The sequence below is a fragment of the Solwaraspora sp. WMMD1047 genome, assembly GCF_029626155.1.
GTDB lineage: Bacteria > Actinomycetota > Actinomycetes > Mycobacteriales > Micromonosporaceae > WMMD1047.
Genome location: NZ_JARUBL010000001.1, coordinates 6,130,461 through 6,157,157, shown reverse-complemented (window position 1 = coordinate 6,157,157; position 26,697 = coordinate 6,130,461). Strand labels below are relative to the sequence as shown.

Here is a 26,697-nt window from a genome sequence, read left to right as displayed (position 1 = left end):
GGACCGCAAGCCGGCACTATGCTCGAAGTCCGTGCTCGGGTGACCCCCGCACCGTACCGCCGGCAATCGATGATCTCGCGTCAGGCCGGCTGGTCCATCTGCTTCACGCATCCTGGAGTCACCAAATGTCTGCGTCTATTGTGGATCCTGGCGATCCTGTTTTTGATCTTCATCGGGGCGGCAAGCTGGCCGTCGTCTCGACCGTCCCGCTGACCAGCCGCGAGGACCTCTCCCTGGCCTACACGCCCGGCGTCGCGCAGGTCTGCGAGGCGATCGCCGCCGATCCCGCGCTGCTCGGCGACTACACCTGGACCTCGCACACCGTCGCCGTGGTCACCGACGGTAGCGCCGTGCTCGGGCTGGGCAACATCGGCCCCCGCGCCGCGATGCCGGTGATGGAGGGCAAGGCGGTGCTCTTCAAACAGTTCGGCGGTGTCGACGCCGTGCCGATCTGCCTCGACACCCAGGACACCGAGGAGATCATCTCGGTGGTCACCGCGCTGGCCCCGTCGTTCGGCGGGATCAACCTGGAGGACATCAGCGCGCCGCGCTGCTTCGAGATCGAACGCCGGCTGGCCGACGCGCTGCCGATCCCGGTCTTCCACGACGACCAGCACGGTACGGCGATCGTGGTGCTGGCCGCCCTGCGCAACGCCGCCGCCCTGCTCGACCGGAAGCTCGGCGACCTGCGGGTGGTGGTCAGCGGGGCCGGCGCGGCCGGGGTCGCGGTGACCCGGATGCTGGTGGCCGGCGGGGTCGACCCGGCCGAGGTGCTGGTCTGCGACTCCCGCGGCATCCTGCACCCGGACCGCCCCGACCTGACCGCCACCAAGGCGGAACTGGCCGCGCTGACGAACGCCGCCGGGCTGACCGGCGGTGTGGTCGAGGCGCTGCGCGGTGCCGATGTGCTGATCGGCGTCTCCGGCGGCCAGATCGCCGCGGACGCGGTGGCCGCCATGGCACCCGACGGGGTGATCTTCGCGCTCGCGAACCCGACGCCGGAGGTGCATCCGCAGGTGGCCGCCCGGCACGCGGCGGTCGTCGCCACCGGACGCAGCGACTTCCCGAACCAGATCAACAACGTGCTCGCGTTCCCGGGGATCTTCCGCGGCGCGCTGGACGCCCGCGCGGTGCGGATCACCGACGGCATGAAGGTCGCCGCCGCCGACGCGATCTCGGCGGTGGTCGCCGACTCGCTCACCGCCGACGCGATCGTGCCGTCGCCGCTCGACCCCCGGGTCGCCCCGGCGGTGGCCGAGGCGGTCGCCGAGGCCGCCCGGCGCGACGGCGTGGCCCGCGGCTGAGCCGATGGTGGGGCCGGCTTCCGCTGTCCGGGCCGGTCCCGCCGCCGGGTCCGCCGCCGGGTCCGGTGGTCGCCGTTGCCGGGTCCGGCGGTTCCGCTGGTCGGGCCGGTCCCGCTGGTCGGTCGGGGGACGCTGTTAGCGTCGGTTCATGGATGCCGCCTACGCCGCCGGAATCGACCCCGACAACCCGCTCGCCGCACTCGTCGTCGGTGACCGGCCCGAGCCGGTCCACCCGAACGAGGACTGGGTGACCGTCGAGGTCCGGGCCAGCTCGTTGAACCATCACGACCTGTGGTCGCTGCGCGGGGTGGGACTGGCGCCGGACCGGCTGCCGATGATCCTCGGCTGCGACGCCGCCGGGGTCGACCCGGACGGCAACGAGGTGGTGCTCTACCCGGTGGTCGCCGACCCGGCCGACCCGCGCGGCGTCTCCATCCTCTCCGAACACCACCAGGGGACCTTCGCCGAACGGGTGGCGGTGCCCCGGGCCAACCTCATCCGCAAGCCGGCGGACCTCTCCTTCGCCGACGCGGCCTGCCTGCCGACGGCCTGGCTGACCGCGTACCGGATGCTGACCGCCCGGGGGCGGGTGGCGGAGGCCGACTCGGTGCTGGTCCAGGGCGCCGGGGGCGGGGTGGCCACCGCCGCCGTGGTGCTCGCCGTCTCGCTCGGCAAGCGGGTGTACGCGACCAGCCGGGATCCGGTCAAGCGGGAGCGGATCGCCGAGCTCGGCGCGACCGCGGTCGAGCCGGGCGCCCGGCTCCCGGAGCGCGTCGACGTGGTGATCGAGACCGTCGGGGCGGCGACCTTCGACCATTCGCTGAAGGTGGCCGCTCCCGGCGCGCGGATCGTGGTCTCCGGGGCGACCAGCGGGCATCTGCCGACCGTCAACCTGCGTCGGGTCTTCGCCATGCACCTGGAGATCCTGGGCACCTCGATGGGGACCGCCGACGAACTCGCCGAGCTGATGGAGCTCTGCGTGGCCCGGCGGATCCGGCCGGTGGTGGACGGAGTGCACAGCTTCTCCGCCGTCCGGGGGGCGTTCGAGCGGCTGGCGTCGGGCGAGGTCTTCGGCAAGCTGGTGCTCGACCACACCCGCTGAGGAGCTGGTAGCAGGCTGCGGTTGTACGAACACGCTGAGTCCGCATACTGAAAATCCGGACTTTTCTCCGTCGGGAAACGGACACTCGGGCAGCTTGGGTATGACAACGAATGCCCGACACAGTCGACGCAAAGGTGTACTTCAAGAAAACCACAGGTTCCGTTCGGTACCGTTCCGGCGTCGAACTACGACCCTCCCATCGACCGCTACAGTCATGCCGTCCTGCATCGCTGATTGTGGACAGTCGTGGTAAGAAAGGGTCCGATCTTGAGTTTCCTGGCGGCCTATAAAGGCAATCGACGGGCACCGCGAATCGTACGGGTGGGTCACGGAAAGCGGCGCAGCCTGCCGCGTACTCTGCTCGTCGTGCTGACGAGCCTGGGTATGGTCGGGGTGGGGATCAGTACCGCCATGGCCGACGGTTCGGCCGGTTCGGTCACCGTGACCAGGGACGGGACGGTGCTGGACGGTCGACACGTCAATGGCTACATACACATCAAGGCAAACAACGTCACGGTCAGGAACCTCACCGTCCGATATCACGGGGACTACTCGATCCGGGTCTTCGACGGCTTTTCCGGTGCCCTCATCGAGAACACCCGCATCTACTGCACCGCGGCCAAGACAAACGGCATCGTGTTCGGCAACTACACCGCCCGCGGCGTACACCTCTTTGGTTGTGTCAAGGGTTTCATCTATTCGGATGAAGCGCCGGCAACAATTGTCGGGTCCTCCTGGAACGGCCGGCCGGTGACATTCCGGCCGCCGGTCGCCGAGGCGCCGGCCGACGAGCGCGAGGCCGAACCGGAACCGGAAGCGGAACCGGTCGCCGAGGCCGACGCACCCCCGGCCGGATCGGCGACCGACGTCGACGCGTCCGCGGTGCCCAGTGGTTTCCCCGGCCCGGGCAACACCGGTGTGCCGGCCGGAACCCGGCTGCGGGCGGCCGGCTCGGTGAACGTGACCACCGACGGCCAGGTGCTCGACGGCCTGGACATCAACGGGTGTGTCCTGGTCAGCGCCGCGAACGTGGTGATCCGCAACACCCGGATCAGGTGCGGCGTGACCTACGGCATCCGGACGCTGAACGCCCGGAACCTGCTCGTCGAGGACTCCGAGGTCGATGGGATGGGCCGCATCCAGGTGGCGGTCTGCTGCGGTGACTACACCCTGCGCCGGGTGGAGATCACGAACGCCATCGACGGCCCCCGGCTGGGCACCAACACGGTGGTGGAGGACTCCTGGATCCACCACCTCAAGCGGCTGCCCGGGTCGCACAACGACACGCTGCAGACCACCGGGGCGTCGAACATCGTGGTCCGCGGCAACACGCTGGAGTCGTACAACCCGGCCACCCGCGACCCGATGAACGCCTGCCTCATGATCGGTTCGACCACCGGCCCGATCGTGTCGAACCTGCTCTTCGAGCGGAACTACTGCAACGGCGGCAACTACTCGATCGGCATCCGGACCGACCTCAACGCGGCCGGCATCAGAATCCGGGGGAACGTCTTCGGCCGCGACCACCGGTACGGCGTGGTCGCCCGGGTGACCCAGTCCGGCATCACCTGGGACAAACCGACGAACGTGTACGCGGACAGCCTTCAACCAGTGGTCAACTAGCCCGCCCACCCCGCCCCGGCCAGGGCGGGCCGGCTGATCACGGGACCGTCGCCCGGAGAGACCTCCGGGCGACGGTTCCCGTTCGGGCCCAGGTCAGAGGTTGTCGTCCAGGGTTGCCAGGCCACCCCGGGCGGCGGCGGCCGGCAGCCGGCCCTTCGCCGCCGGGTCGCCGTAGAGCGACCAGCGGAGGAACTCGACAGTGGTCTCGGCCACCACCCGCAGCGCCGGGTCGCCGGACCGGGAGAGCGACCCGCCGTGGTCGCCGTCCGGCAGGCTCAGCATCGCCTTCGGCCAGGGAACCCGGTCGTACGCCGCCAGCCCCGACTGGTACGACACCACCTCGTCCAGTTCGCCGTGGATGAACAGCTGCGGCGCCGACGCCCCGCTGAACGCGGTACCCACCCCGAGCGCGCTGCCGGCCAGCACGATGCCGGCGTCCAGCCGGTCGTCGCGGCCGGCGGTGAAGAGCCCGATGGTGGTCACCCCGCCGGCCGAATGCCCGGCGGCGGCCACCCGCTCCGGGTCCAGATGGCCCTGGAACGGGTCGCCGGCCCGATCGTCGAGGGCCAGCAGCCCGGTCAGCACGTGGGACGCGTCGGCCGGCTGGTTGATCACATCCAGGAGCTGGAAGTCGGCGACGCCCCGGCTGGTGTGCGGGTAGCTTGGCGCGGCCACCACGAAGCCGGCCGCCGCCCAGCCGCTCAGCAGCGTCCGGTAGTCGGCGGGCCGACCGCCCAGGCCGTGACTGAACAGCACCACCGGGAAGCGACCGCGGGCCACGTCGCCGCCGACGCCGACCGGGTACCAGACGGTGACGTCCAGCGGACGGTTCTCGCCGCGGGTGAACTCGAGCTGCCGGGTCGCCGTGTCGAAGCGTTCCGCCGGTGCGCGGCCGGCCGGCGGGGTGGCCGGGCCGGTCGACGGGGTGGCCGGACCGGCGGTGCCGGTCGGTGCGGCGGTGGTCGGGCCGGTGCCGTTCGGCGACCGGTCCGGGGCCGGCGAACAGCCCGCGACCGCCAGGCCGAGGGCGATCAGGGCTGCCGCCGCCACGGCGGTGGGGTGTCGGCGCATCACCCGATTGTGCCTCGCCGACCAGGCCGGGAGTGCGGGACAGCCGCGCCGGGAGGCTTTCGCTAAGGTCTTGCGCATGTCTGACGAGTACCGGGACACGAGCGGCAACACCGAGGCATTTCGGGTGTTCGCCCAGAAACCCGATCCGGCCGCCAATCAGGCGCCGTCGCGGCTGCCGTTGCTGATCGGCGCGGCCGTCGCCGCTGTCGTCGTGGTCGCCCTGATCGCCTGGGTCGCCCTCGGCTGACCCGGCGCCGCCGACCGACCCAGCGCCGCCCGGCCCCGCCCAGCGCCGCCGACCGGCTCAGTCGGGTTGAGCTGATCCGCCTGACCGGCGGATCAACAGCCGCGTCTGGCGGGCGATCTCGGCTTCCTCGTCGGTGCCGACCACCCAGACCGTGACCTCGCCCCCCGGCGGGGAGATCGGCCGGTCGCCACCGGCCGCCTCGTTGCGCCCCGGATCGACCACGATGCCCAGCCGCGCCAACCCGCTCAACGCGGCGGCCCGGACCGGGGCGGCGTGTTCGCCGACCCCGGCGGTGAAGGTGATCGCGTCCAGCCGGCCCAGGATCGCGTAGTAGGCGCCGACGTAGGACCGGATCCGCCGGCAGTAGACGTCGAAGGCGAGCGTCGCGGCCGGGTCGCCGGCGGCCCGGCGGCGCAGCACCTCGCGCATGTCGTTCGCCCCGCAGAGCCCGCGCAGGCCGCCGCGCTGGTTGAGCAGCCGGTCGATGTCGTCGACCGAGAAGTTCCCGGTCCGCTGCAGGTCCAGGATGATGGCCGGGTCGAGGTCACCGCTGCGGGTGCCCATCACCAGCCCCTCCAGCGGGGACATTCCCATCGAGGTGGCGACGCTGCGGCCGCCGGCGACCGCGCACGCGCTGGCGCCGTTGCCCAGGTGCAGCGAGATGAGATTGACCTCGGCTGGGTCCCGCCCCAGCAGCTCGGCGGTGCGCCGGGTCACGTACTCGTGCGAGGTGCCGTGGAAGCCGTACCGGCGGATGCCGTACTCCTGCGCGACCTGGCGGTCGATCGCGTAGCTGGCCGCCTCCGGCGGCAGCGTGCGGTGGAACGCGGTGTCGAAGACCGCGACCTGCGGTACGCCCGGCAGCAGCCGGCGGGCGACCTCGATGCCGGCCAGGTTCGGTGGGTTGTGCAGCGGCGCCAGCGGCACCAGCGCGGCGATCCCGGCGACCACCTCGTCGTCGATGAGCACCGGCTCGGTGAACCGCACCCCGCCGTGCACCACCCGGTGCCCGACGGCGGCCAGCCCGGCCAGGTCGAGTCCGGCCAGCACGTCGGCCAGCGCGGCGGCGTGGTCGGCCGGTCCGCCGTCCGGCTCGCCGATCCGCTCGACGGTGCCGCCGGCCACCGCGTCGGCGCCCTGGTAGAGGCGGTACTTCAGCGACGACGAACCGGTGTTGACGACCAGGATCCGGCTCATCCGGCGGCCTGGATGGCGGTGATGGCGACCGTGTTGACGATGTCCGGCACCGTCGCGCCCCGGGACAGGTCGTTTATCGGCCGGCGCAGGCCCTGCATGACCGGTCCGACCGCGACGGCGCCGGCCGAGCGCTGCACCGCCTTGTAGGTGTTGTTGCCGGTGTTCAGGTCGGGGAAGACGAAGACGGTCGCCCGACCCGCCACCGAACTGCCCGGCAGCTTGGTGGCCGCCACCGCCGGGTCGATCGCGGCGTCGTACTGGATGGGGCCCTCGACCAGCAGGTCTGGCCGGCGCTGGCGGACCAGTTCGGTGGCCGCCGCGACCTTCTCCACGTCGGCGCCGCTGCCGGAGGTGCCGGTCGAGTAGGAGAGCATCGCCACCCTCGGCTCGACGCCGAACCGGGCGGCCGTGTCGGCCGAGGAGACGGCGATGTCGGCGAGCTGCGCCGCGTCCGGATCGGGGTTGATGGCACAGTCGCCGTAGACCAGCACCCGGTCGGCGAGGAGCATGAAGAAGACGCTGGAGGCGACCGAGACGCCCGGCACGGTCTTGATGATCTCGAACGCCGGTCGGATGGTCGCCGCCGTGGTCCGGGTGGCGCCGGAGACCATCCCGTCGACCCGCCCGGTGTGCACCATCAGGGTGCCGAAGTAGTTCGGGTCGCCGACCACGTCCCGGGCCAGGTCCAGGGTGACGCCCCGGTGGGCGCGCAGCCCGGCGTACTCGACCGCGAACTCCTCCCGCCACGGGCTGTCGGCCGGATCGACGATGGTGGCGCCCTCGACGTCCACCCCCAGCTCGCGGGCCTTGCGGCCGATCTCGGCCGGGTCGCCGAGCAGGGTCAGCTCGGCGACGCCCCGGCGCAGCAGGATCTCGGTGGCGCGCAGGATCCGCTCCGCCGGCCCCTCGGGCAGCACCAGGTGCCGGCGCTGGGCGCGGGCGCGGTCGATCAGGTCGTACTCGAACATCAGCGGGGTGACCCGGACCGACCGGGTGACCCGCAGCCGGCGGGAGAGCTCTGCGGTGTCCACCGTGGACTCGAAAGCCCCGAGGGCGGCCTCCACCTTGCGCGGGCTGGCGCTGCTGGGCCGCCCCTCGATCCGGCTGGAGGCGGCCACCGTGTGGTAGCTGTCGGTCGGCACGCAGAGCACCGCCAACCCGCTGTGCAGCCGCTCCAGCAGCCGCATCACCCGCTCGTCCGGGCGTTCACCGAGGGTCAATACCAGCCCGGCGACCGAGACCTGGCCGGCCACGTGCGCCGCGCTGGCGGCCAGCAGCAGATCGGCCCGGTCGCCGGGGGTGATCACCAGGCAGCCGTCGGTGAGATGGTCCAGCAGCGTCGGCACGTGGGCGGCCCCGACCACGTAGTCGAGCACGTCGCGGTCCAGCGCGGAGTCGTCGCCGGCCAGCCGGGTGGCGCCGAGCGCCGCGGCGACCTCGGCCACCGTCGGCGCCGACACGGTCGGCACCTCCGGAATCGCGTACGCCGGGACCGGCAGTTCCGGCAGCGTCATCTCGTGCGGCACCCGGTTGGCGATCACCGCGAGCACGGTCGCGCCGAGGTCGGTCAGTTCGTGGTACGCCCCCCGGGCGGCCCCGGCGATCGCCTTCTCGTCCTGCTCGAACCCGTCGATGACGGCCACCACCACGCTGCCGAACTCGGTCGCCAGCCGGGCGTTGAAGGCCAGCTCCCGGGACATCCCGCCGGCGTTCTCCTCGGCGTCGTCGAAGTCGCTGCCGATCACCACCACGGCGGGGCAGCGGCGCTCCACCGAGCGGTACCGCTCGACGATCCGCGAGATCAGCTCCTCCCGGCGCCCGTCACCGACGAGCGCGGCGGCCTCCGGGTAGCCGGCGCCGGAGAGCTCGGCCAGCGGGAGTTCGACGCGGTAGCGGTCGTGCAGCAGCGCGAGAATCGGATCCGGACCGGTGGTCGGCACCAGCGGCCGGAAGGCGGCGATCCGGCCGACCTGCCGGGAAAGCAGCTCGGCCAGGCCGAGCGCGATCGTCGACTTGCCGCCGCCGGGGCCCAGACTTGCGATGAAGACACTGCGCGCGGCCACGCCCACAACCTATCGAACCGGAGGGACCGGACGGAGGGCCGTTGGTCCCGACCGGTCCTCACTCGTCGTCGGGGTCGTCGAGGCGGGCCAGCCAGGTGGCGAGCCGCTCGACGGGCGTCTCGAACTCGGGGTTGAGGTCGACGAAGTCGCGCAACCGCTCACCCAGCCACTCCAGGGTGACGCTCTCGTCGCCCCGGCGTTCGACCAGCTCCTCGATGCCCCGGTCGGTGAAGTACACCCGTTCCTCCAAGTGTCCGGTCAGGGCTGGGGGAGGACGGCCGCGAGCAGGTCGGTCTGCTCGTTCTCGTGCAGCTTCATCGAGCCGACCGCCGGGGCGGCGGCGGCCGGCCGGGAGATCCGGCGCAGTCGCAGCCCTTCCAGGTGCTCCAGCAGGTTGAGCGCGATGAACGACCAGGCACCCTGGTTGGCCGGCTCCTCCTGCACCCAGACGAAGTCCTCGGCGTTCGGGTAGCCGGCAAGCGCCGCCCGCACCTCCTCCACCGGCAGCGGGTAGAGCTGCTCCATCCGCAGCAGCGCGGTGTCGGTGATGCCGCGATCCCTACGGGCCTGCAGCAGGTCGTAGTAGATCTTGCCGGTGCAGAGCAGGACCCGCTTCACCGACTCCGGGTTCGGGCTCTCGCTGTCCGGCAGGACGGGCTGGAAGGTGCCGGTGGTGAAGTCCTGCACGCCGGAGACGCAGAGCTTGTGCCGCAGCAGCGACTTTGGGGTGAAGACCACCAGCGGCTTGCGCTTCTCCGACAGCGCCTGCCGGCGAAGCAGGTGGAAGTAGTTCGCCGGGGTGGTCGGGATCGCCACCCGCATGTTGTCCTCGGCGCACATCTGCAGGAACCGCTCCGGGCGGCCGGAGGTGTGGTCCGGCCCCTGCCCCTCGTGGCCGTGCGGCAGCAGCAGGGTCAGCGAGGAACGCTGCGCCCACTTGACCTCGCCGGAGGAGACGAACTCGTCCACCACGGTCTGCGCGCCGTTGCCGAAGTCGCCGAACTGCGCCTCCCAGAGCACCAGCGCCTCGGTGTTCTCCACCGAGTAGCCGTACTCGAAGCCCATCGCCGCGTACTCGGACAGCAGCGAGTCGTGCACGAAGAACCGGGCCTGCTCACTGGTGAGCGCCGACAGCGGCAGGTGCTCGGTGCCGGTCCGGCCGTCGACGATCACGGCGTGCCGCTGGACGAAGGTGCCGCGCCGGGAGTCCTGGCCGGCCAGCCGGACCGTCACCCCGTCGTGCAGCAGCGAACCGAACGCGATGATCTCGCCGAAGCCCCAGTCGATGCCGCCCTCGGTGGCCATCTTCGCCCGCCGCTCCAGCAGTTGCTGGATCCGCTTGTGCGGGGTGAAACCCTCGGGCAGCGCCAGGTGCGCCTCGCCCACCGCGCGCAGCACGGAGGCGTCCACGGCGGTGGTCACCTCCGGCTCGTTCTCCTGCTGCCGGGGCGGGCGGGTGAGCTGCCGGGGCGGCACGGCGGCCGCGTCCCGGGTGGCCTTGAAGACCCGCTCCAGCTGCGCCTGGAAGTCGCGGAGCAGCTCCTCGGCGTCCTCCAGGGTGATGTCGCCCCGACCGATCAGCTCCTCGGTGTAGAGCTTGCGGACCGACCGCTTCGAGTCGATGATCTTGTACATCTGCGGGTTGGACATCGACGGGTCGTCGCCCTCGTTGTGCCCGCGCCGGCGGTAGCAGACCATGTCGATCACGACGTCCTTGTTGAACGCCTGGCGGTACTCGAAGGCCAACCGGGCGACCCGCACGACCGCCTCCGGGTCGTCGCCGTTGACGTGGAAGATCGGCGCCTGGATCATCCGGGCCACGTCGGTGCTGTAGAGGCTGGAGCGGGAGTACTCCGGGGCGGTGGTGAAGCCGACCTGGTTGTTGACCACCACGTGCACCGTGCCGCCGGTGCGGTAGCCGCGCAGCTGCGAGAGGTTGAGCGTCTCGGCCACCACGCCCTGGCCGGCGAACGCGGCGTCGCCGTGCACGGCGAGCGGCAGCACCGTGTAGCCCTCCAGCTTGAGGTCGATCCGGTCCTGCTTGGCCCGGACGATGCCCTCCAGCACCGGGTCGACCGCCTCCAGGTGCGACGGGTTCGCCGTCACCGAGACCTTGATCGAGTGCTCCCCGTCCGGGGTGGTGAACTTGCCGGCCTGACCGAGGTGGTACTTCACGTCGCCGGAGCCCTGCGTCGAGCGTGGGTCCAGGTGCCCCTCGAACTCGGAGAAGATCTTCTCGTACGGCTTGCCGACGATGTTGGCCAGCACGTTGAGCCGACCCCGGTGCGCCATCCCGATCACGACCTCGTCGAGATCGGCCTCGGCCGAGGCTTCCAGCACCTCGCCGAGCAGCGGAATCAGCGACTCGCCACCCTCCAGCGAGAAGCGCTTCTGGCCGACGTACTTGGTCTGCAGGAAGGTCTCGAACGCCTCGGCGGCGTTCAACCGGTTGAGCACGTGCTTCTGCTCGTCCGCCGAGGGCTTCTCGTACCGCAGCTCGATCCGCTCCTGGATCCAGCGGCGCTCCTCGGGGTCCTGGATGTGCATGTACTCCACGCCGACCCGGCGGCAGTACGAATCCCGCAGCACCCCGAGGATGTCGCGCAGCTTCATCCGCTGCTTGCCGGCGAAGCCGCCCACCGGGAAGTTGCGGTCCAGGTCCCACAGGGTCAGCCCGTGCTGGAGAACGTCCAGGTCCGGGTGCTTGCGGATCTTGAATTCCAGCGGGTCGGTGTCGGCCATCAGGTGACCCCGGACCCGGTACGCGTGGATCAGCTCGTGCACCCGGGCGGTCTTGTTGATCTGCCCCTCGGAGCTGACCGCCACGTCGCGCATCCAGCGCACCGGCTCGTACGGGATCCGCAGCGAGGTGAAGATCTGGTCGTAGAAGCCGTGCTCGCCGAGGACCAGCTCGTGGATGCTCTTGAGGAACTCGCCGGACTGCGCGCCCTGGATGATCCGGTGGTCGTAGGTGCTGGTCAGCGTGATGATCTTGCTGACGGCGAGCTCGGCGAGGGTCTCCTCGGACATCCCGGCGTAGTGCGCCGGGTATTCCATCGCGCCGACGCCGACGATGGTGCCCTGCCCGACCATCAGCCGGGGCTGCGAGTGCACCGTGCCGATGCCGCCCGGATTGGTGAGCGAGATCGTGGTGCCCCCGTAGTCCTCCATGGTCAGCTCGTTGCGCCGGGCCCGCCGGACCACGTCCTCGTACGCCTGCCAGAACTGGCGGAAGTCCATCTGCTCGCAGCCCTTGATGGAGGGCACCACCAGGTTGCGCGAACCGTCCGGCTTCACCAGGTCGATGGCGATGCCCAGGTTGACGTGCTCCGGCTTGACCACGGCCGGCTTGCCGTCCACCGACGTGTAGGAGTTGTTCATCTCCGGGCGCTCGGCGAGGGCGCGGACCAGGGCGAAGCCGATCAGGTGGGTGAAGCTGACCTTGCCGCCCCGCCCCCGGGCCAGGTGGTTGTTGATCACGATGCGGTTGTCGACGAGCAGCTTCGCCGGCACCGCCCGCACGCTGGTGGCGGTCGGTACGGCGAGCGAGGCGTCCATGTTCTGGACGATCCGGGCCGCCACGCCGCGCAGCGGGGTGGTCGCGGCGGCGCCGGCGCCCGCGTCGTCGGCGGCCTTGCCGGTTGCGGGCTTGGCCGCGGTCGACTTGGCCGGGGCGGCCTGGCCGGCGGTGGCCTTGCCGCCGGTCGTCGTGGACTTCTGCGCCGGTGCGCCTGCGGACTTCTCCGCGGGCTTGCCGGCCGGGGCGGTGGCTGATTTGGCGGCTGGTCCGCCCGACTTGGCGGCGGCACCCTGCTTCGCCGTACCGGTGGTCTGCCGGCCGTCGGCGGCCGGCGCGGTGCCGGTCTGTCGACCGGTGCCGCGCCCGCCGCCGTCGCCTGTCTTTCCCGCGGTGCCGGCGGCCGCGTCCTTGCCGCCCGCCGACCGGTCCGCGCCGCTCGCCCCGGACGTCGCCGGTGCGGTGCCGTCGCCGGGCGGGCGGTAGTCGGCGAAGAAGTCGTGCCAGGCCGAGTCAACGCTGTTCGGGTCGGCGAGGTAGCGCTGGTACATCTCCTCGACGATCCACTCGTTCGGGCCGAAACCCGCCAGTGGGTTCTCCTGCGACGTCTGCTGGGTTGACACGGCCGGTAATCGCCTCTTTCACGCGGGTCGTTCGTCTTCGCGCGGTTCGTCCGTCGCGCGCTTGGTTCGGTCGCACGCGGTTGCCACGCGCGCGGGCTCCACCGCCACTGAAGGCCGGTTCAGGAGTCGGGATCAAGGCTACGCCGTGCGATGACGGTCGGCATTGCCACGTCCGGCCCGTGTCCGGTTTCACACTTCAGAATGGCATCTTGAGGTTTCTGTCATGAAATGTCCCGAGTCCGCATGATCAGTGAGCCGACCGTGCCCGTCACCAGGGCGTAGCCGATCAGCACCACCGCGCCCACCCACTGTGGTGGACTGCCGGGTAGCTCCGTCCCACTGATCATCAGCGACGAGGCGATCGACGGGACGAGCACCTGCAACTCGCCGATCCACTCCGCGTCGAACCGGTCCTGCAGCACCGCGAAGAGGATGCCCGCCGCCGTGGTACCGAGCAGGTAGAGCACCACCGCCGTGATGGTGGCACCGATCTGGCTGCGGATCAGCACCCCGAAGCCCACCCCGAAAATGCCCCACAGCGTGTACGCGAGCAGGTTGAGCAGCAGCGCGCGGGTGATCGGCCAGTCGCCGAAGTGGTTGTCCACCCCCTTGCTGGCCAGGAAGACCATCGTCGCCGGGATGGTCAACGCGGTCGTGACCAGCCAGAACGCCGCCCCGAGCAGGGTCGCCACCACCAGCTTGGCCAACACCACCGCGGTACGGTGCGGCGCGGTCAGGAAGGTCGTGGTCGCGGTCTGGTGATAGAACTCGTTCGTCACCAGGATGATGCCGAGCAGCATCACGAAGAGCAGGCCGAAGAACTGGCCCGAGGTGTAGAGGTTCGCCGCCTGGAAGACGACATCGGACTGGGCCACCACCTGCTCCGCCTGCTCCGGCGAGAGCCCCTCGGTGCTGGTGTCGGGGTTGTCCAGGGCGAAGTTGGCGAAGAGCATGTTGTAGAGGAACGCCAGCACCAGCATCAGGAAGGCGCCGCCGGCAAAGAGCCACCAGGTGTTCGTGGTACGGATCTTGACCAGCTCGGAGCGGATCAGTCTCATCGGATTCCCGCCTTTCCGGAGGTCAGTTCGAGGAAGACCCGTTCCAGGTCGGGGCGCTCCGCGGTCAGCTCGTGCAGCTCCACCCCGGCCGCCAACGCGGTCCGCCCGACGGTCGGCGCGTCCACCCCGGCAACCAGCAGCTCGCCGTCCTGGCCCCGGGTCACCGTGGCATTCTGCTGGCCCAACGCGGTGGTCAGCTTCTCCGCGTCGGGGGTGCGTACCCGGATCTGGGCGCCGTGCGTCATCGAGCCCATCACCTCGGCCACCGGCCCCTGCCGGATCAGCTTGCCGGCCGCGATGATCACCACGTCGTCGGCGAGCAGCTGCATCTCCGACAGCAGGTGGCTGGAGACCAGCACCGTGCGGCCCTCGGCGGCGAGCGTCTTGAGGAACCCGCGCATCCACCGGATGCCCTCCGGGTCCAAACCGTTGGCCGGCTCGTCGAGCAGCAGCACCTTCGGATCGCCGAGCATGGCGGCGGCGATGCCGAGCCGCTGCTTCATGCCCAGCGAGTAACCCTTGAACTTGCGCTTCGCCGCCGGGGTCAGACCGACCATGGCCAGCGCCTCGTCGGCCCGGGACTTCGGCAGACCGGCAGCCGCGCAGATCACCCGCAGGTGGTTGACCCCGGTCCGCCCCTTGTGGGCGCTGGACGCCTCCAGCACCGCACCGACGTGTTTCGCCGGCTCCGGCAGGTCGGCGTAGCGCTGACCGCTGATCGTGGCGCCACCGGCGGTCGGCGTGACCAGGTTCAGCAACATCCGCAGCGTGGTGGTCTTGCCCGCGCCGTTCGGCCCGAGGAAGCCGGTCACCCGGCCCGGCTCGACGCTGAACGACAGATTGTCGACCGCGCGCATCTTGCCGTACTGCTTGGTCAGGCCGGACACCTCGATCCTGCCGGTCCCGACCGTGGGGCTCCGCTGCCCGTCGGACATGTCTCTCCTCCCGTGGGTGCGCGGCCAGGCCGGCGCGCGCCGCACAGCGTGGCGGCTTGCCACGGTGCGAGTCAATCCGGGTCAGTATCCGCCATCACGCCCGGGTTGCGATCCAGGTGGCCCGCGCGTACGCCAGTAGGGCGCCGTCCGGGCCGTAGAGCGTGGAGTGGACCAGCGCCTTGCGCCCCTCGGCGCGGACGGCGGCGCCGAGGACGACGCAGCGGTCACCGGGCGTCGGCAGCGCGGTCACCACCGCGGCGATCCGCCCCAACACGTACGGCCGGTTGCCGGCCGGCTCCGGATGGTCCCCGGCCGCCGGCCCCGGTAGGTCGGGCGCGATCACCGACCAGCCACCCGGGCAGTCCAACGCGGCCCAGACCGTCGCCGGCCCGACGTCGGCGGGAACCTCGAACGGCGCGGCCGTCCGCCCGTCCGGCAGCCGACCCGGAAAGATCCGCAGCCCGTCGGTGCGCTCCGGCCCGCAGACGTAGCAGCGGGGGAACGGGTGGTCGCGGTGGCCGGCGTAGTCGGCCGCCGCCGCCGTCGCGGTCTGCCAACCGACCGGCGGTACGACGGCTGAGAACGGCTCGACCCGCTCGACCTCGGCCACCAGCGCGCCGTCCGGGGCGTTGATCCGGGCGCCCGATCCGGTCCGGGCGACCGTCAACGGGGTCGCCAGTGGCGGCGGCCGCCGCAACGTCACCTCGACCGGGTCCGATCCACCACCGGTGACCGCCCCGGCCCAGCCCGCGAAGCTCCCGGCCGCGTACCCGCCGTTGGCCGATCCGTCCGGCCCGCTGAACCGCTCACCCAGCCGCATCCCGCGCCTCCTCAGCCAACCCGATCCGCTGCCATCCGTTCACCCGGCCATCCGTTCATTGGAATGACACCCGATACTCCAGCGGGGGATACGTCGTTGGCAGCCGGTCACCTTACACAGAGACCATGGCCGTTCTCCTCACCGCCGCCGCACCGGCCGGCACCAGCGGTTACACCCTGCTGATCGCGGACACCCCGGAGCAGGTCGCCGCCGCGCAGCGGCTGCGCCACGCGGTCTTCGCCGCCGAACTCGGCGTTGACCTCCCCACCGCCGACACGGGACTCGACGCCGACGAGTTCGATCCACACTGCGACCACCTGATCGTCCGCGACGACCGGACCGGGGCGGTGGTCGGCACCTACCGGATGCTGCCACCGCAGCGCGTCGGCCGGGTCGGCCGGCGCTACGCCGAGGGCGAGTTCGACCTGCGGGGGCTGGCGCCGCTGCGCGACGACCTGGTCGAGATCGGCCGCTCCTGCGTCGACCCGGCCCACCGCTCCGGCGCCGTGATCAACCTGATGTGGGCGGGCATCGCCCGCTACCTGCACCTGCGCGGGCTGCGCTGGCTCGGTGGTTGCGCCTCGGTGCCGCTGCGCGACGGCGGTGCCACCGCCCTGGCGGTCTGGCACGAAGTGGCCCGGCAGAACCTCTGCCCCCCGCCGCTGCGGGTCCACCCGCACCGCCCGTGGCTCGCCGAGCCGGCCGCGATCGCCGCCGCGGCGACACCGCCGGTCAACGGTCGGGCGGCCATGCCGCCGCTGCTGCGCGGCTACCTGCGGCTGGGGGCCTGGGTGTGCGGCGAGCCCGGGTACGACCCGGAGTTCGACGTGGCAGACCTGTACGTGCTGCTCTCGATGGACCGGATGCACCCGCGTTACCGTCGGCACTTCCTCGGCGAAGCCGCGGCCGACCCGGGAGCGACCGGATGACCGGCCCGACGACCCCCACCACGAACCGGCCCACCTCGGCCACCCCGCCGCAAACGGCCCCGGCCCGCCGGCCCGCGCCGGTCGCCCGACCCGCGCCCGCTGCCCGACCCGCGCCTGCTGCCCGACCCGCGCCGGCCGTCCGACCCGCGCCGGCCGTCCGACCCGCCGGAGCGCCGTCGGGGCGCCGGACCGAATCGCTCTGGCAGCCGCAATCCGACTGTGGACCCGACTGCCTGCCGGGTCCCGGGCGGACCCCGACGGTCTCCGCCGGGCGGCAGGTCGCCCGGTTCGTCGCGCTGCTCGGCACCCTGCTGCTCGGCATGCTGCTGGTGCCCGTACTCCCGCTGTTGGCCGACGCCGGCCGCCGCGCCGCCGGACGGCTCTGGGCGCGGGCGGTGCTCGCGGCCCTGGGGGTGCGGCTGCGGGTCGCCGGCCGGCTGCCCGACCGCCGGGCGCTGCTGGTCGCCAACCACGTCTCCTGGCTCGACGTCCTGGCGCTGCTGGCCGGCGCCCCGACCCAACTGCTGGCCAAACGGGAGGTCCGGGGCTGGCCGCTGATCGGATCGCTGGCCGCCGCCGGTGGCACCATCTTCGTCCGCCGGGACCGCCCCCGCAGCCTGCCGGAGACCGTCGGCCAGGTGGCGACGGCGCTGCGGGCCGGCGGGGTGGTCGCGGTCTTCCCCGAGGGGACCACCTGGTGCGGTACGCCGGCCCGGTGCGGCGGGATGGGCCGGTTCCGGCCGGCGATGTTCCAGGCGGCGATCGACGCCGGCACCCCGGTGGTACCGCTCTCCGTGCGGTACCGGGCCGGTGCCGCGCCAGGGGTGACCACCGCCGCCGCGTTCCTGGGCCGGGACAGCCTCTGGGCCTCGGTACGGCGGGTGCTCGCGGTCCGCGACCTGGTGATCTCGCTGACCGTGGCGGGGACCCTGCGCTCGGACGCCGGCGCCGACCGCCGCCAACTCGCCCGCGCCGCCGAGTCGCTGGTGCACCGACCCGGCCTGGCCGCCGGGCGCCGGTGGTCCCGCGGCCCCGCGCGCGCCACCTCCGGGGCACTGCCCGGCCCCGCCACCGGCCCGGCGGCGTCGGCGTCGGCGGCGGATCCGGCGACCGGGCTCGAACTGGCCGCCTGAGCGCGCCCGGCGGAGCTCTCAGCGAGTTCTCAGGGTTTACCAAGGCGGATCGCAGAGCGGAGCCGCATGATTGCGGCATGGCCGCACCGCAGACCGAGGCACGCCTCCTTGTCGTCGAAGATGATCCGAATATCCTGGAGTTGCTCTCCGCCAGTCTGCGCTTCGCCGGGTTCGACGTGGCCACCGCGACCAGCGGCAGCGCCGCCGTCAGCGCGGCCAAGGGGCACCGCCCCGACCTGGTCGTCCTGGACGTGATGCTGCCCGACCTGGACGGCTTCGAGGTGATCCGGCTGCTGCGGGAGGGCGGCACCCGTACCCCGGTGGTGTTCCTGACCGCCCGGGACGCGACCGACGACAAGATCCGGGGACTGACCCTGGGCGGCGACGACTACGTCACCAAGCCGTTCAGCCTGGAGGAGCTGACCGCCCGGATCCGGGCGGTGCTGCGCCGCACCGCCACCGGCGAGCAGACCCCGTCCCGGCTGACCTTCGCCGACCTGGAGCTGGACGAGGAGACCCACGAGGTGCACCGGGCCGGCCAGCGGGTGCAGCTCTCGCCGACCGAGTTCAAGCTGCTGCGCTACCTGATGCTCAACGCCAACCGGGTGCTCTCCAAGGCGCAGATCCTCGACCACGTCTGGAACTACGACTTCCGGGGCGACGACAACATCGTCGAGTCCTACATCTCCTACCTGCGGCGCAAGGTCGACAACAGCCAGCCCCGTCTGATCCACACCCTCCGCGGGGTCGGGTACGTCCTGCGCAAACCGGCGGCATGATCTCGCCGGTGCCGCTCAGTGGCCGGCTCCGCAGCGTCCCGTTGCGGATCAAACTGGTCGCGGCGGTGCTCGTGCTGGTGGCCGCCGCGCTGGTGGTGATCAGCGTGACCACCACCTTCTTCCTGCGCAGCTATCTGGTCGACAAGGTCGACGGGGAGCTGTCCGGCTATCTGAACCGGGCGATGAAGACCACCCCGAGCCAGGCCGCCGGTGGCCTGATGCCGACCGACTACGTCTACGTCCGGGGCAACGTGGACCTGCTGCCCGGCACCCCCGAGTTCGACCGGGCCTGGGACCAGGCGATGCCGTCGACCAGCCTGCCGGACGGGCTCAACGACGCCGAGTGGTACCGCGAGCACGCCGACGGCAAGGCGTTCACCACCAACTCCGAGGACCGCCGGCTCCGCTGGCGGATGATCATCGTCAAGGTCGCCGACCAGGACTACATCGCGGTCGGGCAGCACCTCGGCGATGTCGACCTGGCGGTGCGCCGGCTGGTCTGGGCCGACATCCTGGTCGGCAGCGCCGTCATGGTCACCCTCGCCGCCCTGGGCGCGGCGATCGTGCGTACCAGCCTCCGGCCGCTGGTGGAGATCGAGCAGACGGCGGCGGCCATCGCCGAGGGCGACCTGAGCCGGCGGGTGCCCGACCCCGAGCCCAGCGACGGTGAGGCCAGAACCGAGCTGGGCCGGCTGTCGCGGGCGCTCAACGCGATGCTCAACCAGATCGAAGCCGCCTTCACCGCCCGGGCGGCGTCGGAGTACGCGGCCCGGTCGGCGGAGATGGCCGCCCGCGACGCCGCCATCGCCGCCCAGGCGTCCGAGTCGCGGGCCCGCCGCTCCGAGGAGCGGATGCGGCAGTTCGTCGCCGACGCCTCGCACGAGCTGCGCACCCCGCTCACCACCATCCGGGGCTTCGCCGAGCTGTACCGGCAGGGGGCGGCGTCCCGGCCGGACCAGGTCGCGCCGCTGCTGCGCCGGATCGAGGACGAGGCCGCCCGGATGGGGCTGCTCGTCGAGGACCTGCTGCTGCTGGCCCGGCTGGACCGGGAACGCCCGCTGGTGCTGGCGCCGGTGGAGCTGCCGGTGCTGGCCACCGAGGCGGTCGAGGCGGCCCGCGCGGTCGCGCCCGAGCGGGACGTCAGCCTTGATGTCCAACCCGGCGCCGGAACGCTCGTGGTGCTCGGCGACGACGCCCGGCTGCGCCAGATCCTCGGCAACCTGATGACCAACGCGCTGACCCACACCCCGGCCAGCGCCTCGGTCAGCCTGCGGCTGAGCCGGGGGCCGGGCGACCGGGCGGTGATCGAGGTGGTCGACACCGGGCCGGGGCTCACCGCCGAACAGGCCGAGCGGGTCTTCGAACGCTTCTACCGGGCCGACGCGGCGCGGACCCGGCACGGCACCGGCGGCGCCACCAGCACCGGGCTGGGGCTGGCCATCGTCGCGGCGCTGGTGGCGGCCCACGACGGCACGGTGCAGTTCGTCGAGACACCCGGCGGGGGAGCCACCTTCCGGGTCGAACTGCCGCTTGCCCCGCCCGACGACGAAGCGGTCTGACTCACAGCTAACCTCCAGCCCAATCCCAGGCGCAACGCAGTGCGACCGGGCAAGCTGATAGACATGAACGAGTACGAGACCGACCCGCAGCGGCCGCCGGCCAACGCCGACGCCGAGCAGCCGCACCACGCCGCCGAGCTGCCGAGCGCCGACCGTGGGTCGGCCGGGCCCTACCCGCCCAACCCGTGGCAGGCACCGCCGGCCGGCAGCCCACCGCCGGCCCGGCCGGGTGATCCGACGCCCGGCGGCGAACCGCAGCAGGCAGCTCCGCAGTACGGCGGACACCCCGGCCAGTACGCCGGTGGCCCGTACCCGTATCCGGGTGGTCAACCGACCTCGCCCTACCAGGCCGGCCCGGCGAACCAGCCGGCCGCCCAGGCGAACCAGCAACCGGCCGGCCACCAGGCGCAGCCGGGCCACCCCGGCCATCAGACCCAGCCGGGCCACCCCGGCCACCAGGCGCAGCCGGGCCACCCCGGCCACCAGGCGCAGCCGGGCCACCCCGGCCAGCAGGCGGCGGCTGGGCAGGCCGGCTATCCGGTCGCCGGGTACCCGGGGCAGGCCGGTTACCCGAGCTATCCCGGCTACCCCGGTCAGCAGTCCGGCCCCGCCGGCCAGCACCCCTGGCACCGGCCGCTCGACGGCGGCCAGCCACCCGCCCGGCCGAGCCGGGTCGGCCGGGCGGCGGCATTGGGCGTCGCGGCCCTGGTCCTGATGGCCGGCTCCGGCATCGCCGGCGGCGTGGTGGCGCTCGCCTTCGACGACCCGGGCGGTTCCGGGAACCGGACCTTCACCGCCGCGCCGATCATCAGCGAGGCCGACCTGCCCGGCATCGCCGCCTCGGTGGAGAACAGCGTGCTCTCGGTGAACACCGGCAGCGGCGAGGGCTCCGGGGTGGTGCTCACCGCGGACGGCTTCGTGTTGACCAACAACCACGTGGTCGCCGGCGCCGACGGCCAGACCGTCCGGTTGATCTTCGCCGACGGCACGTCGGCGAACGCTGAGATCGTCGGCACCGACCCGAAGACCGACCTGGCCGTCCTCAAGGCCGACGGGGTGAGCGATCTGACCCCGGCCACCTTCGGCGACAGCGACGGCATGCGGGTCGGCGACACCGTCCTGGCCCTCGGCAGCCCGCTCGGGCTGCAGGGCTCGGTGACCGCCGGCATCATCAGCTCGCTGAACCGCACCATCCAGGCCGGCGGCAACGACCAGTCCGACCCGAGCCGGGGTGCCAGCTCGATCTCCGGGCTGCTGCAGACCGACGCCCCGATCAATCCGGGCAACTCCGGCGGCGCGCTCGTCAACACCCGCGGCGAGGTGATCGGCATCAACACCGCGATCGCCACCGACGGGCAGAGCAACGGCAACATCGGGGTGGGCTTCGCCATCCCGAGCAACAAGGCCAAGACGGTCGCCGAGACGTTGCAGCGCGGCGAGAAGGTGAGCCACCCGTACCTGGGGGTCGAGGTCACCACCTCCGCCGAGGGCGGGGCCGTGGTGGGCAACGTGACCCCGGACAGTCCGGCCGCCCAGGCCGGCCTGCAGCGCGGCGACGTGGTGACCCGGTTCGGCGACCAGCCGGTGAACGAGTCGAACGACCTCGTCTCCGCCGTGCAGGCCGGAAAGGTGGGCGACCGGGTCGAGGTGACCTACACCCGAAACGGAGTCGAAAAGACGGCAACCGTGACGCTCGCTGAGACGTCCTAACAGGGAGACACCCGCGAGACTTGAGGCGGCGACCCTTTCGTAGCCGGAAGACGCATCCTCCCTCCAGCGGCGGGCGGTGTGACCAAGGGGGTTGGTCACACCGCCCGCCGCTCCCTCGTGCCCGGTTCACCCCCACCGGGTGAGGGCCGCTCACCCCGGGTCGGGCGACGATCGGCAGAACCAGGACCGCGCCGATGGCCATCGGGGAGGCTCGTGACCGACATCCCAGCGGACCGAGACGACTCGGCCGAACACCCGGGACCCGCGCGACCGATGCGGATCGCGATGATCGTCCCGCCCTGGTACGAGGTCCCGCCGCCCGGCTACGGCGGGTTGGAGCAGGTCTGCGCGGCGCTCGTCGACGGCCTGGTCGAACTCGGCCAGGAGGTGACCCTCTTCGGCGCCGGATCGTGGTCCGGCACCCGGGCCCGCTACGTCGCCACCTCGCCCGAGCTGCAGAACGACCGACTCGGCCACCTGCTCCCGGAGCTGGCCCACCTGGCCCGGGTCAACGCGCTGCTCACCCCGGAGTCGTTCGACGTGGTGCACGACCACACCACGGTCGGGCCGCTGCTGGCGCCGCAGCGGCCGGTCCCCACCGTGGCCACCGTGCACGGCAACCCGACCGGGGAACTCGGCGACATCCTGCGCGACGTCGACCCGTCGGTCGGCCTGGTCGCCATCTCGCAGGCGCAGCGCCGGCTCGCCGACCACGTGCCGTGGATCGCGACCGTCCACAACGGGATCCAGACCGGCGGGCTGCCGCGCAAGTCCCGGCCGGGCACCGGCCCGGTGGTGTGGCTGGCGCGGTTCAGTGCCGACAAGGGGCCGGAGCTGGCGATCCGGGCCTGCCGCGAGGCCGGCCTGCCGCTGGTGCTGGTCGGCAAGTGCGACGAGGCGGTCGAACAGCGCCACCTCGCCGAGGTCATCGAACCGATGCTCGGACCGGATGTGACCCTGATCCGCAACGCCGACCGGGACACCTCCCTCCGGCTGCTGCTCGCGGCCCGCTGCCTGATCATGCCGATCCGGTGGGAGGAGCCGTTCGGCATGGTGATGGTGGAGGCGATGGGGACCGGCACCCCGGTGGTGGCGCTGCGGCGGGGCGCCGTACCGGAGCTGATCCGCCCCGGCGAGACCGGGCTGATCTGCGACGACCCGGCGGAGTTGCCGGCCGCCCTGCGGGCCGTCACCGACCTCGACCCGGCGGCCTGCGTGGCCCAGGTCGAGCGGAACTTCTCGGCCCGCCGGATGGCCGAGAACTACCTGCCGGTCTACCGGGCCTGGGCTACCGGGCACCGGGGTCCGCAGCCGCGGCAGGAGCCGGCCGACCGGTCGCCCCAGCCGGCCCGCGCCGTCCGCTGACGGCATTAGGTACGCCCAGCCTGACGGCATTCGGTACGGGCAGCGTTGTCAGTTTGCCGGAACGGGACTAGCCTCACGCCGCCGTCGCGTCCTACTCTGCATGCCGCGATCACATGCGTGCTGCCTGCTGATCGCTGCGATCAGGTGCGGAGGGGCGGGACACAGTGGCGGTCGTCGAAACGCGGGTCAGTGTGTGGGAGGCGCTGGCCGGTCGGGCGCCCGGCCAGCCGCTCGGCCCGGCCGAACCGGGCCTGTGGCACGCCGTCGTCGAACGGCTCAATCCGGCCCGGGCCAAGCCGGTGCTGCGACCCGGCATCGAGTCGGCCGAGCTGGTCTCGGTACGCGGCGTCCCGTACGTGATGCTCCGCTCGCCCGACGACCGGGGCGGCGCCTGCTACCTGCGGCTCTCCGTCGAGGAATGGCGGCTGGCCCAGTTGATGGACGGCAGCCGGACGGTGGCCCGGCTGGTCGCCGACTTCGCCCGGATCGCCGGCCGGCTCGCCCCGGACCAGGTGACCCGGATCGTCGCCGACCTGGCCGGCAACCGGATGCTCGCCGAGTTGCCGGTGGACGCGTTCCGCCGGCTGGACCGGGTGCACCGCCGGCCGTGGCCGGTCCGGCTGGGCCGGACGCTGCTGGCCGCCGCGAAGGGCCAGCGGATGGTGCTGGCGAACATCGACCCCCTGGTCGACCTGCTCTACCGGGCCGGCGGGCGGCTGCTGTTCACCCGGGTCGCGGCGGCGCTGCTGGCCGCCGTGGTGGCGATCGGCCTGGGGCTGTTCGTCTGGACCTGGTGGCGGGCCGAGCAGTCGCTGTTCCTGACCAACGGCTCGTACACCGCTGGCGCGGCCGTCCTGCTCGGCCTCAACGTGCTGGCGTTGGCCTGCCACGAGCTGGGGCACGCTTTGGCGACCCGGCACGCCGGGCGGCGGGTGCCGGCGGCCGGATTCCTGGTCTACTTCGGCATTCCGTCGGTATTCGTGGACACCACCGACGTCTGGATGGCCGGCCGGCGGGCGCGGATGCTCGCCACGCTGGCCGGACCGGCGGCCGGTCTGATCCTCGCCGGGCTGGCCCAGATCGTCGGCGTGCTGGTGCCGGAGACCGCGCCGTGGGCCTTCAAGCTCGCCTTCGCCTGGTATCTCAACGCGCTGTTCAACCTGAACCCGTTCCTGGCCCTGGACGGCTACTACCTGCTGATGGACTGGTTGGAGATCCCCAACCTGCGGGCTCGCGGGCTGGCCTTCGTGCTGGCCCGGCTGCGCCGCCGGCCACCCCGCTGGGCGCAGCTGGACCGGGAGGGCCGGCTGGTCGCCCTCTACGGCACGCTCGCGGTTCTCTGGCTGGTGATCGCGGTAAACCTCGGCTGGCGGATCTGGACCGACCGGGTCGCCGGGCTGGTGCTCGGGCTGTGGCGGTCCGGCTGGCCGGCCCGGCTGCTGCTGGCCGCGGTGATCGCCGGCCTGGCGGCCCCGCTGGTCTATCTGCTGATCGGCTGGCTGGCCACGCTGATCAAGCGGTTCCGGCAGGACTGGGCGGAGCGCCGGTCGCAGTCCGACCTGCCCCGCCGGATCGCCGTGCTGCGGCACTCGCCGCTGGGCCGGTTGCCGGGCCCGGCCCTCGCCGAGCTGGCCGCGCGGGCCAGCTGGCTGCGCCCACGTACCGGTCAGCCGTTGGTCTTCGCCGGGGCCGCGCAGCCGGCCGTCTACCTGGTCGCCGACGGCGCGGTCGAGGGGCGCCGACCGGGCGACCCGGGCGGCATCGTCCGGCAGCGGGTCGGCGCCGGCGGCGTCGTGGGCCTGGCCAATGCCCTCACCGGTACGCCGGCCACGCTCTCCTGGCACACGGCCGGTACCACCCTGCTGGCCATCCCGTCGGCGGTCGTGGTGAGCACGGTGGGTCCGCTGCCCGGCCCGCCGCCCGCCGACCGGGCCGAGGCCGAGGCGCTCTTCGCCGAGACCCCGGCCCTGCACGGGTTGAGCGCCGAGGACCGGATGGGGCTGATCGCCGCCGCCCGGCCGGTGGCGTTGGCGCCCGGTGATCCGGTGGTGCTGGAGGCCGGCAGCGACACGGTGATCGTGGAATCCGGGGTGGTCGCCCTGCCGGACGGCACCGAGCTGCGGCGCGGCACCATGATCGGGCCGATGGGGGAGGTGGGGCCGGGTGCCGTCGCGACGGCCCGTACCCCGGTCCGGCTCTGGGTGGTGCCGGCGGTGTCCGGCCTGCCGCTGCTCTTCGGCGCCCCCGGCGGCGGCCTGCTCGCCCCGCCCGCGGCGGGTTCGACCGGTGGCGCGCCGACGGCGGGGGTCCACCCCGGCGTCGACTACCCGCCGCTGGCCGCGCCGCCCGGGCCGCCCCCGCCCGGCCTGGACGACAGCGTCGACCGGGGGTTCGAACGCCGGCTCTGGTGGCTGGTGCTGCTGCTGTTGCTGCTCGCGTTGCTGGCCACCGGCGCCAACCTGGTGCCGGCGCCGGCCTGGGCGGAGATGCCGGCCGACCGGGCGTTGCTGACCTCGCAGCGGGGCCGGGTCGAGGTGGTCACCGGGGAGCGGCTGGTGGTGCTGCGCGCGGGCGGGAAGATCTACGTCGGCGAGGGTGACCGGGTCCGGGTGGCGCCCCGGTCGACCGGGGAGCTGACCTTCCGCGGCGGTTCGTCGGCGCTGCTCTGCGCCGGCACCCGACTCGGGATGGGCCAGCTCTGGAGCTCCGGTGACCGGCCGGTCGCCCCGAACGGTCGGCTCACCCTGGACACCGGCCGGCTGGTCGCCGACACGGACGCCACCAGCGGCGCCTTCGCCCCGATCGCGCTCACCGTCGAGCGGGACACCAGCACGGTGGCCAGCGCCGGTGCGGCCCGGTACGTGGTGGCGGGCGGGGTGGCGGTCGCCGAGGGTGAGGTGCTAGTGGACGGGATCCGTCAGCCCACCCGGCAGGTCCGGTTGGACTGCGGCGACGGCGGCGGCGTGGCCGCCGGACCGACCGGTTCCGCCCCGACGGGGCCGGCGACGCTGGTCCCGGGCACGGTGCCGACCGCGTCGCCGCCCGGCCCGTCGCCGACGCCGTCGGCCAGCCCCGGCCCGACCCGGCCGACGGGTCCGTTCCCGGGCCTGGTGCCGAACGACCCGGCCGTCCCGCCCGGCGGTCCGGGCAACCCCGGTGGTCCCGGCGATCCGGGCGGTCCCGGCACCCCGGGTACGCCCGGCCAGACCACCGGCCCGCCAACCTCCCCGTCCTCGTCCCCGAGCCCAACCGCCACGCCGAGCCCGAGCGGCAGTCCGACGCCGACCAACCGGGCTCCGGTGATCCGGTGGGTCACGGACCCGGGTGGGACGATCGCCCAGGAGATCGATGGCGAGCCGTGCCAGTCGAACTTCCGGACTCAGGCGTTCCCGGTGGTGAACGTGCAGGACGATCGGGACAGCGGCGACGGGCTGACGGTCACGGTGCGGTGGAGCGGGTTCGCCGGCGGCTCGGACCGGATGTCGCCGGACGGGAACTACTACGGCTCGATCGGGCCGGTTCCCTACCCGGGCCGATCGAACGATGGTGGCACCCTGCAGATTGTGGTCACCGCGACCGACAGCGATGGCGCCACCTCGCAGATCCAGGGTTCCCCGATTGCCGTCGATCCGTGTAGAACGGTTGAAGTTTCCTGAGGAGTG

The 26,697-nt window shown here is 72.7% G+C and carries 19 protein-coding genes; 11 read left to right on the top strand and 8 right to left on the bottom strand.

Going from position 1 to position 26,697, the window contains the following annotated elements; all coding sequences use genetic code 11:
- Positions 1-125: 125 nt before the first annotated feature.
- The 3 genes from O7627_RS28100 (at position 126) to O7627_RS28090 (ending at position 4,029) form a co-directional block, all read left to right on the top strand.
- Positions 126-1,304 carry an NADP-dependent malic enzyme gene (locus O7627_RS28100; RefSeq protein WP_278096472.1) on the top strand — a complete coding sequence of 393 codons (1,179 nt, stop codon included), beginning with the start codon at positions 126-128 and terminating at the stop codon, positions 1,302-1,304.
- Positions 1,305-1,452: 148 nt separating this feature from the next.
- Positions 1,453-2,406 (top strand): zinc-binding dehydrogenase, encoded by a 954-nt coding sequence (locus O7627_RS28095; RefSeq protein ID WP_278096471.1) that lies wholly within the window; start codon positions 1,453-1,455, stop codon positions 2,404-2,406.
- Positions 2,407-2,772: 366 nt separating this feature from the next.
- Complete coding sequence (locus O7627_RS28090) at positions 2,773-4,029, top strand: hypothetical protein (RefSeq protein ID WP_278096470.1); 1,257 nt, start codon at positions 2,773-2,775, stop codon at positions 4,027-4,029.
- 93 nt (positions 4,030-4,122) lie between these two features.
- Here O7627_RS28090 and O7627_RS28085 read toward each other — a convergent pair whose 3' ends face one another.
- Complete coding sequence (locus O7627_RS28085; protein WP_278096469.1) at positions 4,123-5,100, bottom strand: chlorophyllase; 978 nt, start codon at positions 5,098-5,100, stop codon at positions 4,123-4,125.
- Positions 5,101-5,176: 76 nt separating this feature from the next.
- On the opposite strand from O7627_RS28085, the gene O7627_RS28080 reads away from it, so the two are divergent.
- Positions 5,177-5,347, top strand: coding sequence for a hypothetical protein (locus O7627_RS28080; protein WP_278096468.1), 171 nt, complete (start codon positions 5,177-5,179; stop codon positions 5,345-5,347).
- Between the two features lie 57 nt (positions 5,348-5,404).
- Here the strand turns inward: O7627_RS28080 and O7627_RS28075 are convergent, their stop codons facing one another.
- From O7627_RS28075 to O7627_RS28045, 7 genes are all read right to left on the bottom strand, one after another.
- On the bottom strand, positions 5,405-6,544 hold the full coding sequence (locus tag O7627_RS28075) for an acetate kinase (RefSeq protein ID WP_278096467.1): 1,140 nt from the start codon (positions 6,542-6,544) through the stop codon (positions 5,405-5,407).
- Entirely contained in the window at positions 6,541-8,613 is a 2,073-nt protein-coding gene (gene pta / locus O7627_RS28070) for a phosphate acetyltransferase (protein WP_278096466.1), read from the bottom strand. Before pta ends, O7627_RS28075 begins: the two co-directional genes overlap by 4 nt.
- 52 nt (positions 8,614-8,665) lie before the next feature.
- Positions 8,666-8,845: a DUF6104 family protein gene (locus tag O7627_RS28065; RefSeq protein WP_278096465.1), complete on the bottom strand. Its 180-nt coding sequence runs from the start codon at positions 8,843-8,845 to the stop codon at positions 8,666-8,668.
- A gap of 20 nt (positions 8,846-8,865) precedes the next feature.
- Positions 8,866-12,747 carry a multifunctional oxoglutarate decarboxylase/oxoglutarate dehydrogenase thiamine pyrophosphate-binding subunit/dihydrolipoyllysine-residue succinyltransferase subunit gene (locus O7627_RS28060; RefSeq protein ID WP_278096464.1) on the bottom strand — a complete coding sequence of 1,294 codons (3,882 nt, stop codon included), beginning with the start codon at positions 12,745-12,747 and terminating at the stop codon, positions 8,866-8,868.
- Between the two features lie 221 nt (positions 12,748-12,968).
- A complete protein-coding gene (locus tag O7627_RS28055; RefSeq protein ID WP_278096463.1) occupies positions 12,969-13,805 on the bottom strand; it encodes an ABC transporter permease in 837 nt (278 codons plus the stop codon).
- Entirely contained in the window at positions 13,802-14,740 is a 939-nt protein-coding gene (locus O7627_RS28050; protein ID WP_278096462.1) for an ATP-binding cassette domain-containing protein, read from the bottom strand. Before O7627_RS28050 ends, O7627_RS28055 begins: the two co-directional genes overlap by 4 nt.
- 94 nt (positions 14,741-14,834) lie before the next feature.
- Complete coding sequence (locus O7627_RS28045; protein ID WP_278096461.1) at positions 14,835-15,560, bottom strand: hypothetical protein; 726 nt, start codon at positions 15,558-15,560, stop codon at positions 14,835-14,837.
- A gap of 125 nt (positions 15,561-15,685) precedes the next feature.
- Here O7627_RS28045 and O7627_RS28040 point away from each other — a divergent pair, with 125 nt between their 5' ends.
- The 7 genes from O7627_RS28040 (at position 15,686) to O7627_RS28010 (ending at position 26,691) form a co-directional block, all read left to right on the top strand.
- The gene (locus O7627_RS28040) at positions 15,686-16,489 is read left to right on the top strand and encodes a GNAT family N-acyltransferase (RefSeq protein WP_278096460.1); all 804 of its coding nucleotides are present in this window, start codon (positions 15,686-15,688) and stop codon (positions 16,487-16,489) included.
- A 233-nt stretch (positions 16,490-16,722) separates the two neighbouring features.
- Entirely contained in the window at positions 16,723-17,622 is a 900-nt protein-coding gene (locus O7627_RS28035) for a lysophospholipid acyltransferase family protein (RefSeq protein WP_347404721.1), read from the top strand.
- A 77-nt stretch (positions 17,623-17,699) separates the two neighbouring features.
- Complete coding sequence (locus O7627_RS28030; RefSeq protein WP_278096458.1) at positions 17,700-18,401, top strand: response regulator transcription factor; 702 nt, start codon at positions 17,700-17,702, stop codon at positions 18,399-18,401.
- A gap of 8 nt (positions 18,402-18,409) precedes the next feature.
- Positions 18,410-19,960 carry a HAMP domain-containing sensor histidine kinase gene (locus tag O7627_RS28025; protein ID WP_278096457.1) on the top strand — a complete coding sequence of 517 codons (1,551 nt, stop codon included), beginning with the start codon at positions 18,410-18,412 and terminating at the stop codon, positions 19,958-19,960.
- Between the two features lie 63 nt (positions 19,961-20,023).
- A complete protein-coding gene (locus O7627_RS28020; RefSeq protein ID WP_278096456.1) occupies positions 20,024-21,670 on the top strand; it encodes a trypsin-like peptidase domain-containing protein in 1,647 nt (548 codons plus the stop codon).
- Positions 21,671-21,943: 273 nt separating this feature from the next.
- On the top strand, positions 21,944-23,035 hold the full coding sequence (locus O7627_RS28015; protein ID WP_278098462.1) for a glycosyltransferase family 4 protein: 1,092 nt from the start codon (positions 21,944-21,946) through the stop codon (positions 23,033-23,035).
- 164 nt (positions 23,036-23,199) lie between these two features.
- Positions 23,200-26,691: a cyclic nucleotide-binding protein gene (locus tag O7627_RS28010; protein WP_278096455.1), complete on the top strand. Its 3,492-nt coding sequence runs from the start codon at positions 23,200-23,202 to the stop codon at positions 26,689-26,691.
- Positions 26,692-26,697 lie beyond the last annotated feature (6 nt).

What these genes read in the sequence shown, in the direction of transcription:
- O7627_RS28080 (WP_278096468.1), top strand. Translation starts at nt 5,177, where the DNA reads ATGTCTGACGAGTACCGGGACACGAGCGGCAACACCGAGGCATTTCGG.
- O7627_RS28075 (WP_278096467.1), bottom strand. Translation starts at nt 6,544, where the DNA reads ATGAGCCGGATCCTGGTCGTCAACACCGGTTCGTCGTCGCTGAAGTAC.
- O7627_RS28085 (WP_278096469.1), bottom strand. Translation starts at nt 5,100, where the DNA reads ATGCGCCGACACCCCACCGCCGTGGCGGCGGCAGCCCTGATCGCCCTC.
- O7627_RS28015 (WP_278098462.1), top strand. Translation starts at nt 21,944, where the DNA reads ATGCGGATCGCGATGATCGTCCCGCCCTGGTACGAGGTCCCGCCGCCC.
- O7627_RS28055 (WP_278096463.1), bottom strand. Translation starts at nt 13,805, where the DNA reads ATGAGACTGATCCGCTCCGAGCTGGTCAAGATCCGTACCACGAACACC.
- O7627_RS28040 (WP_278096460.1), top strand. Translation starts at nt 15,686, where the DNA reads ATGGCCGTTCTCCTCACCGCCGCCGCACCGGCCGGCACCAGCGGTTAC.
- O7627_RS28045 (WP_278096461.1), bottom strand. Translation starts at nt 15,560, where the DNA reads ATGCGGCTGGGTGAGCGGTTCAGCGGGCCGGACGGATCGGCCAACGGC.
- O7627_RS28095 (WP_278096471.1), top strand. Translation starts at nt 1,453, where the DNA reads ATGGATGCCGCCTACGCCGCCGGAATCGACCCCGACAACCCGCTCGCC.
- O7627_RS28030 (WP_278096458.1), top strand. Translation starts at nt 17,700, where the DNA reads ATGGCCGCACCGCAGACCGAGGCACGCCTCCTTGTCGTCGAAGATGAT.
- O7627_RS28100 (WP_278096472.1), top strand. Translation starts at nt 126, where the DNA reads ATGTCTGCGTCTATTGTGGATCCTGGCGATCCTGTTTTTGATCTTCAT.
- O7627_RS28050 (WP_278096462.1), bottom strand. Translation starts at nt 14,740, where the DNA reads ATGTCCGACGGGCAGCGGAGCCCCACGGTCGGGACCGGCAGGATCGAG.
- O7627_RS28020 (WP_278096456.1), top strand. Translation starts at nt 20,024, where the DNA reads ATGAACGAGTACGAGACCGACCCGCAGCGGCCGCCGGCCAACGCCGAC.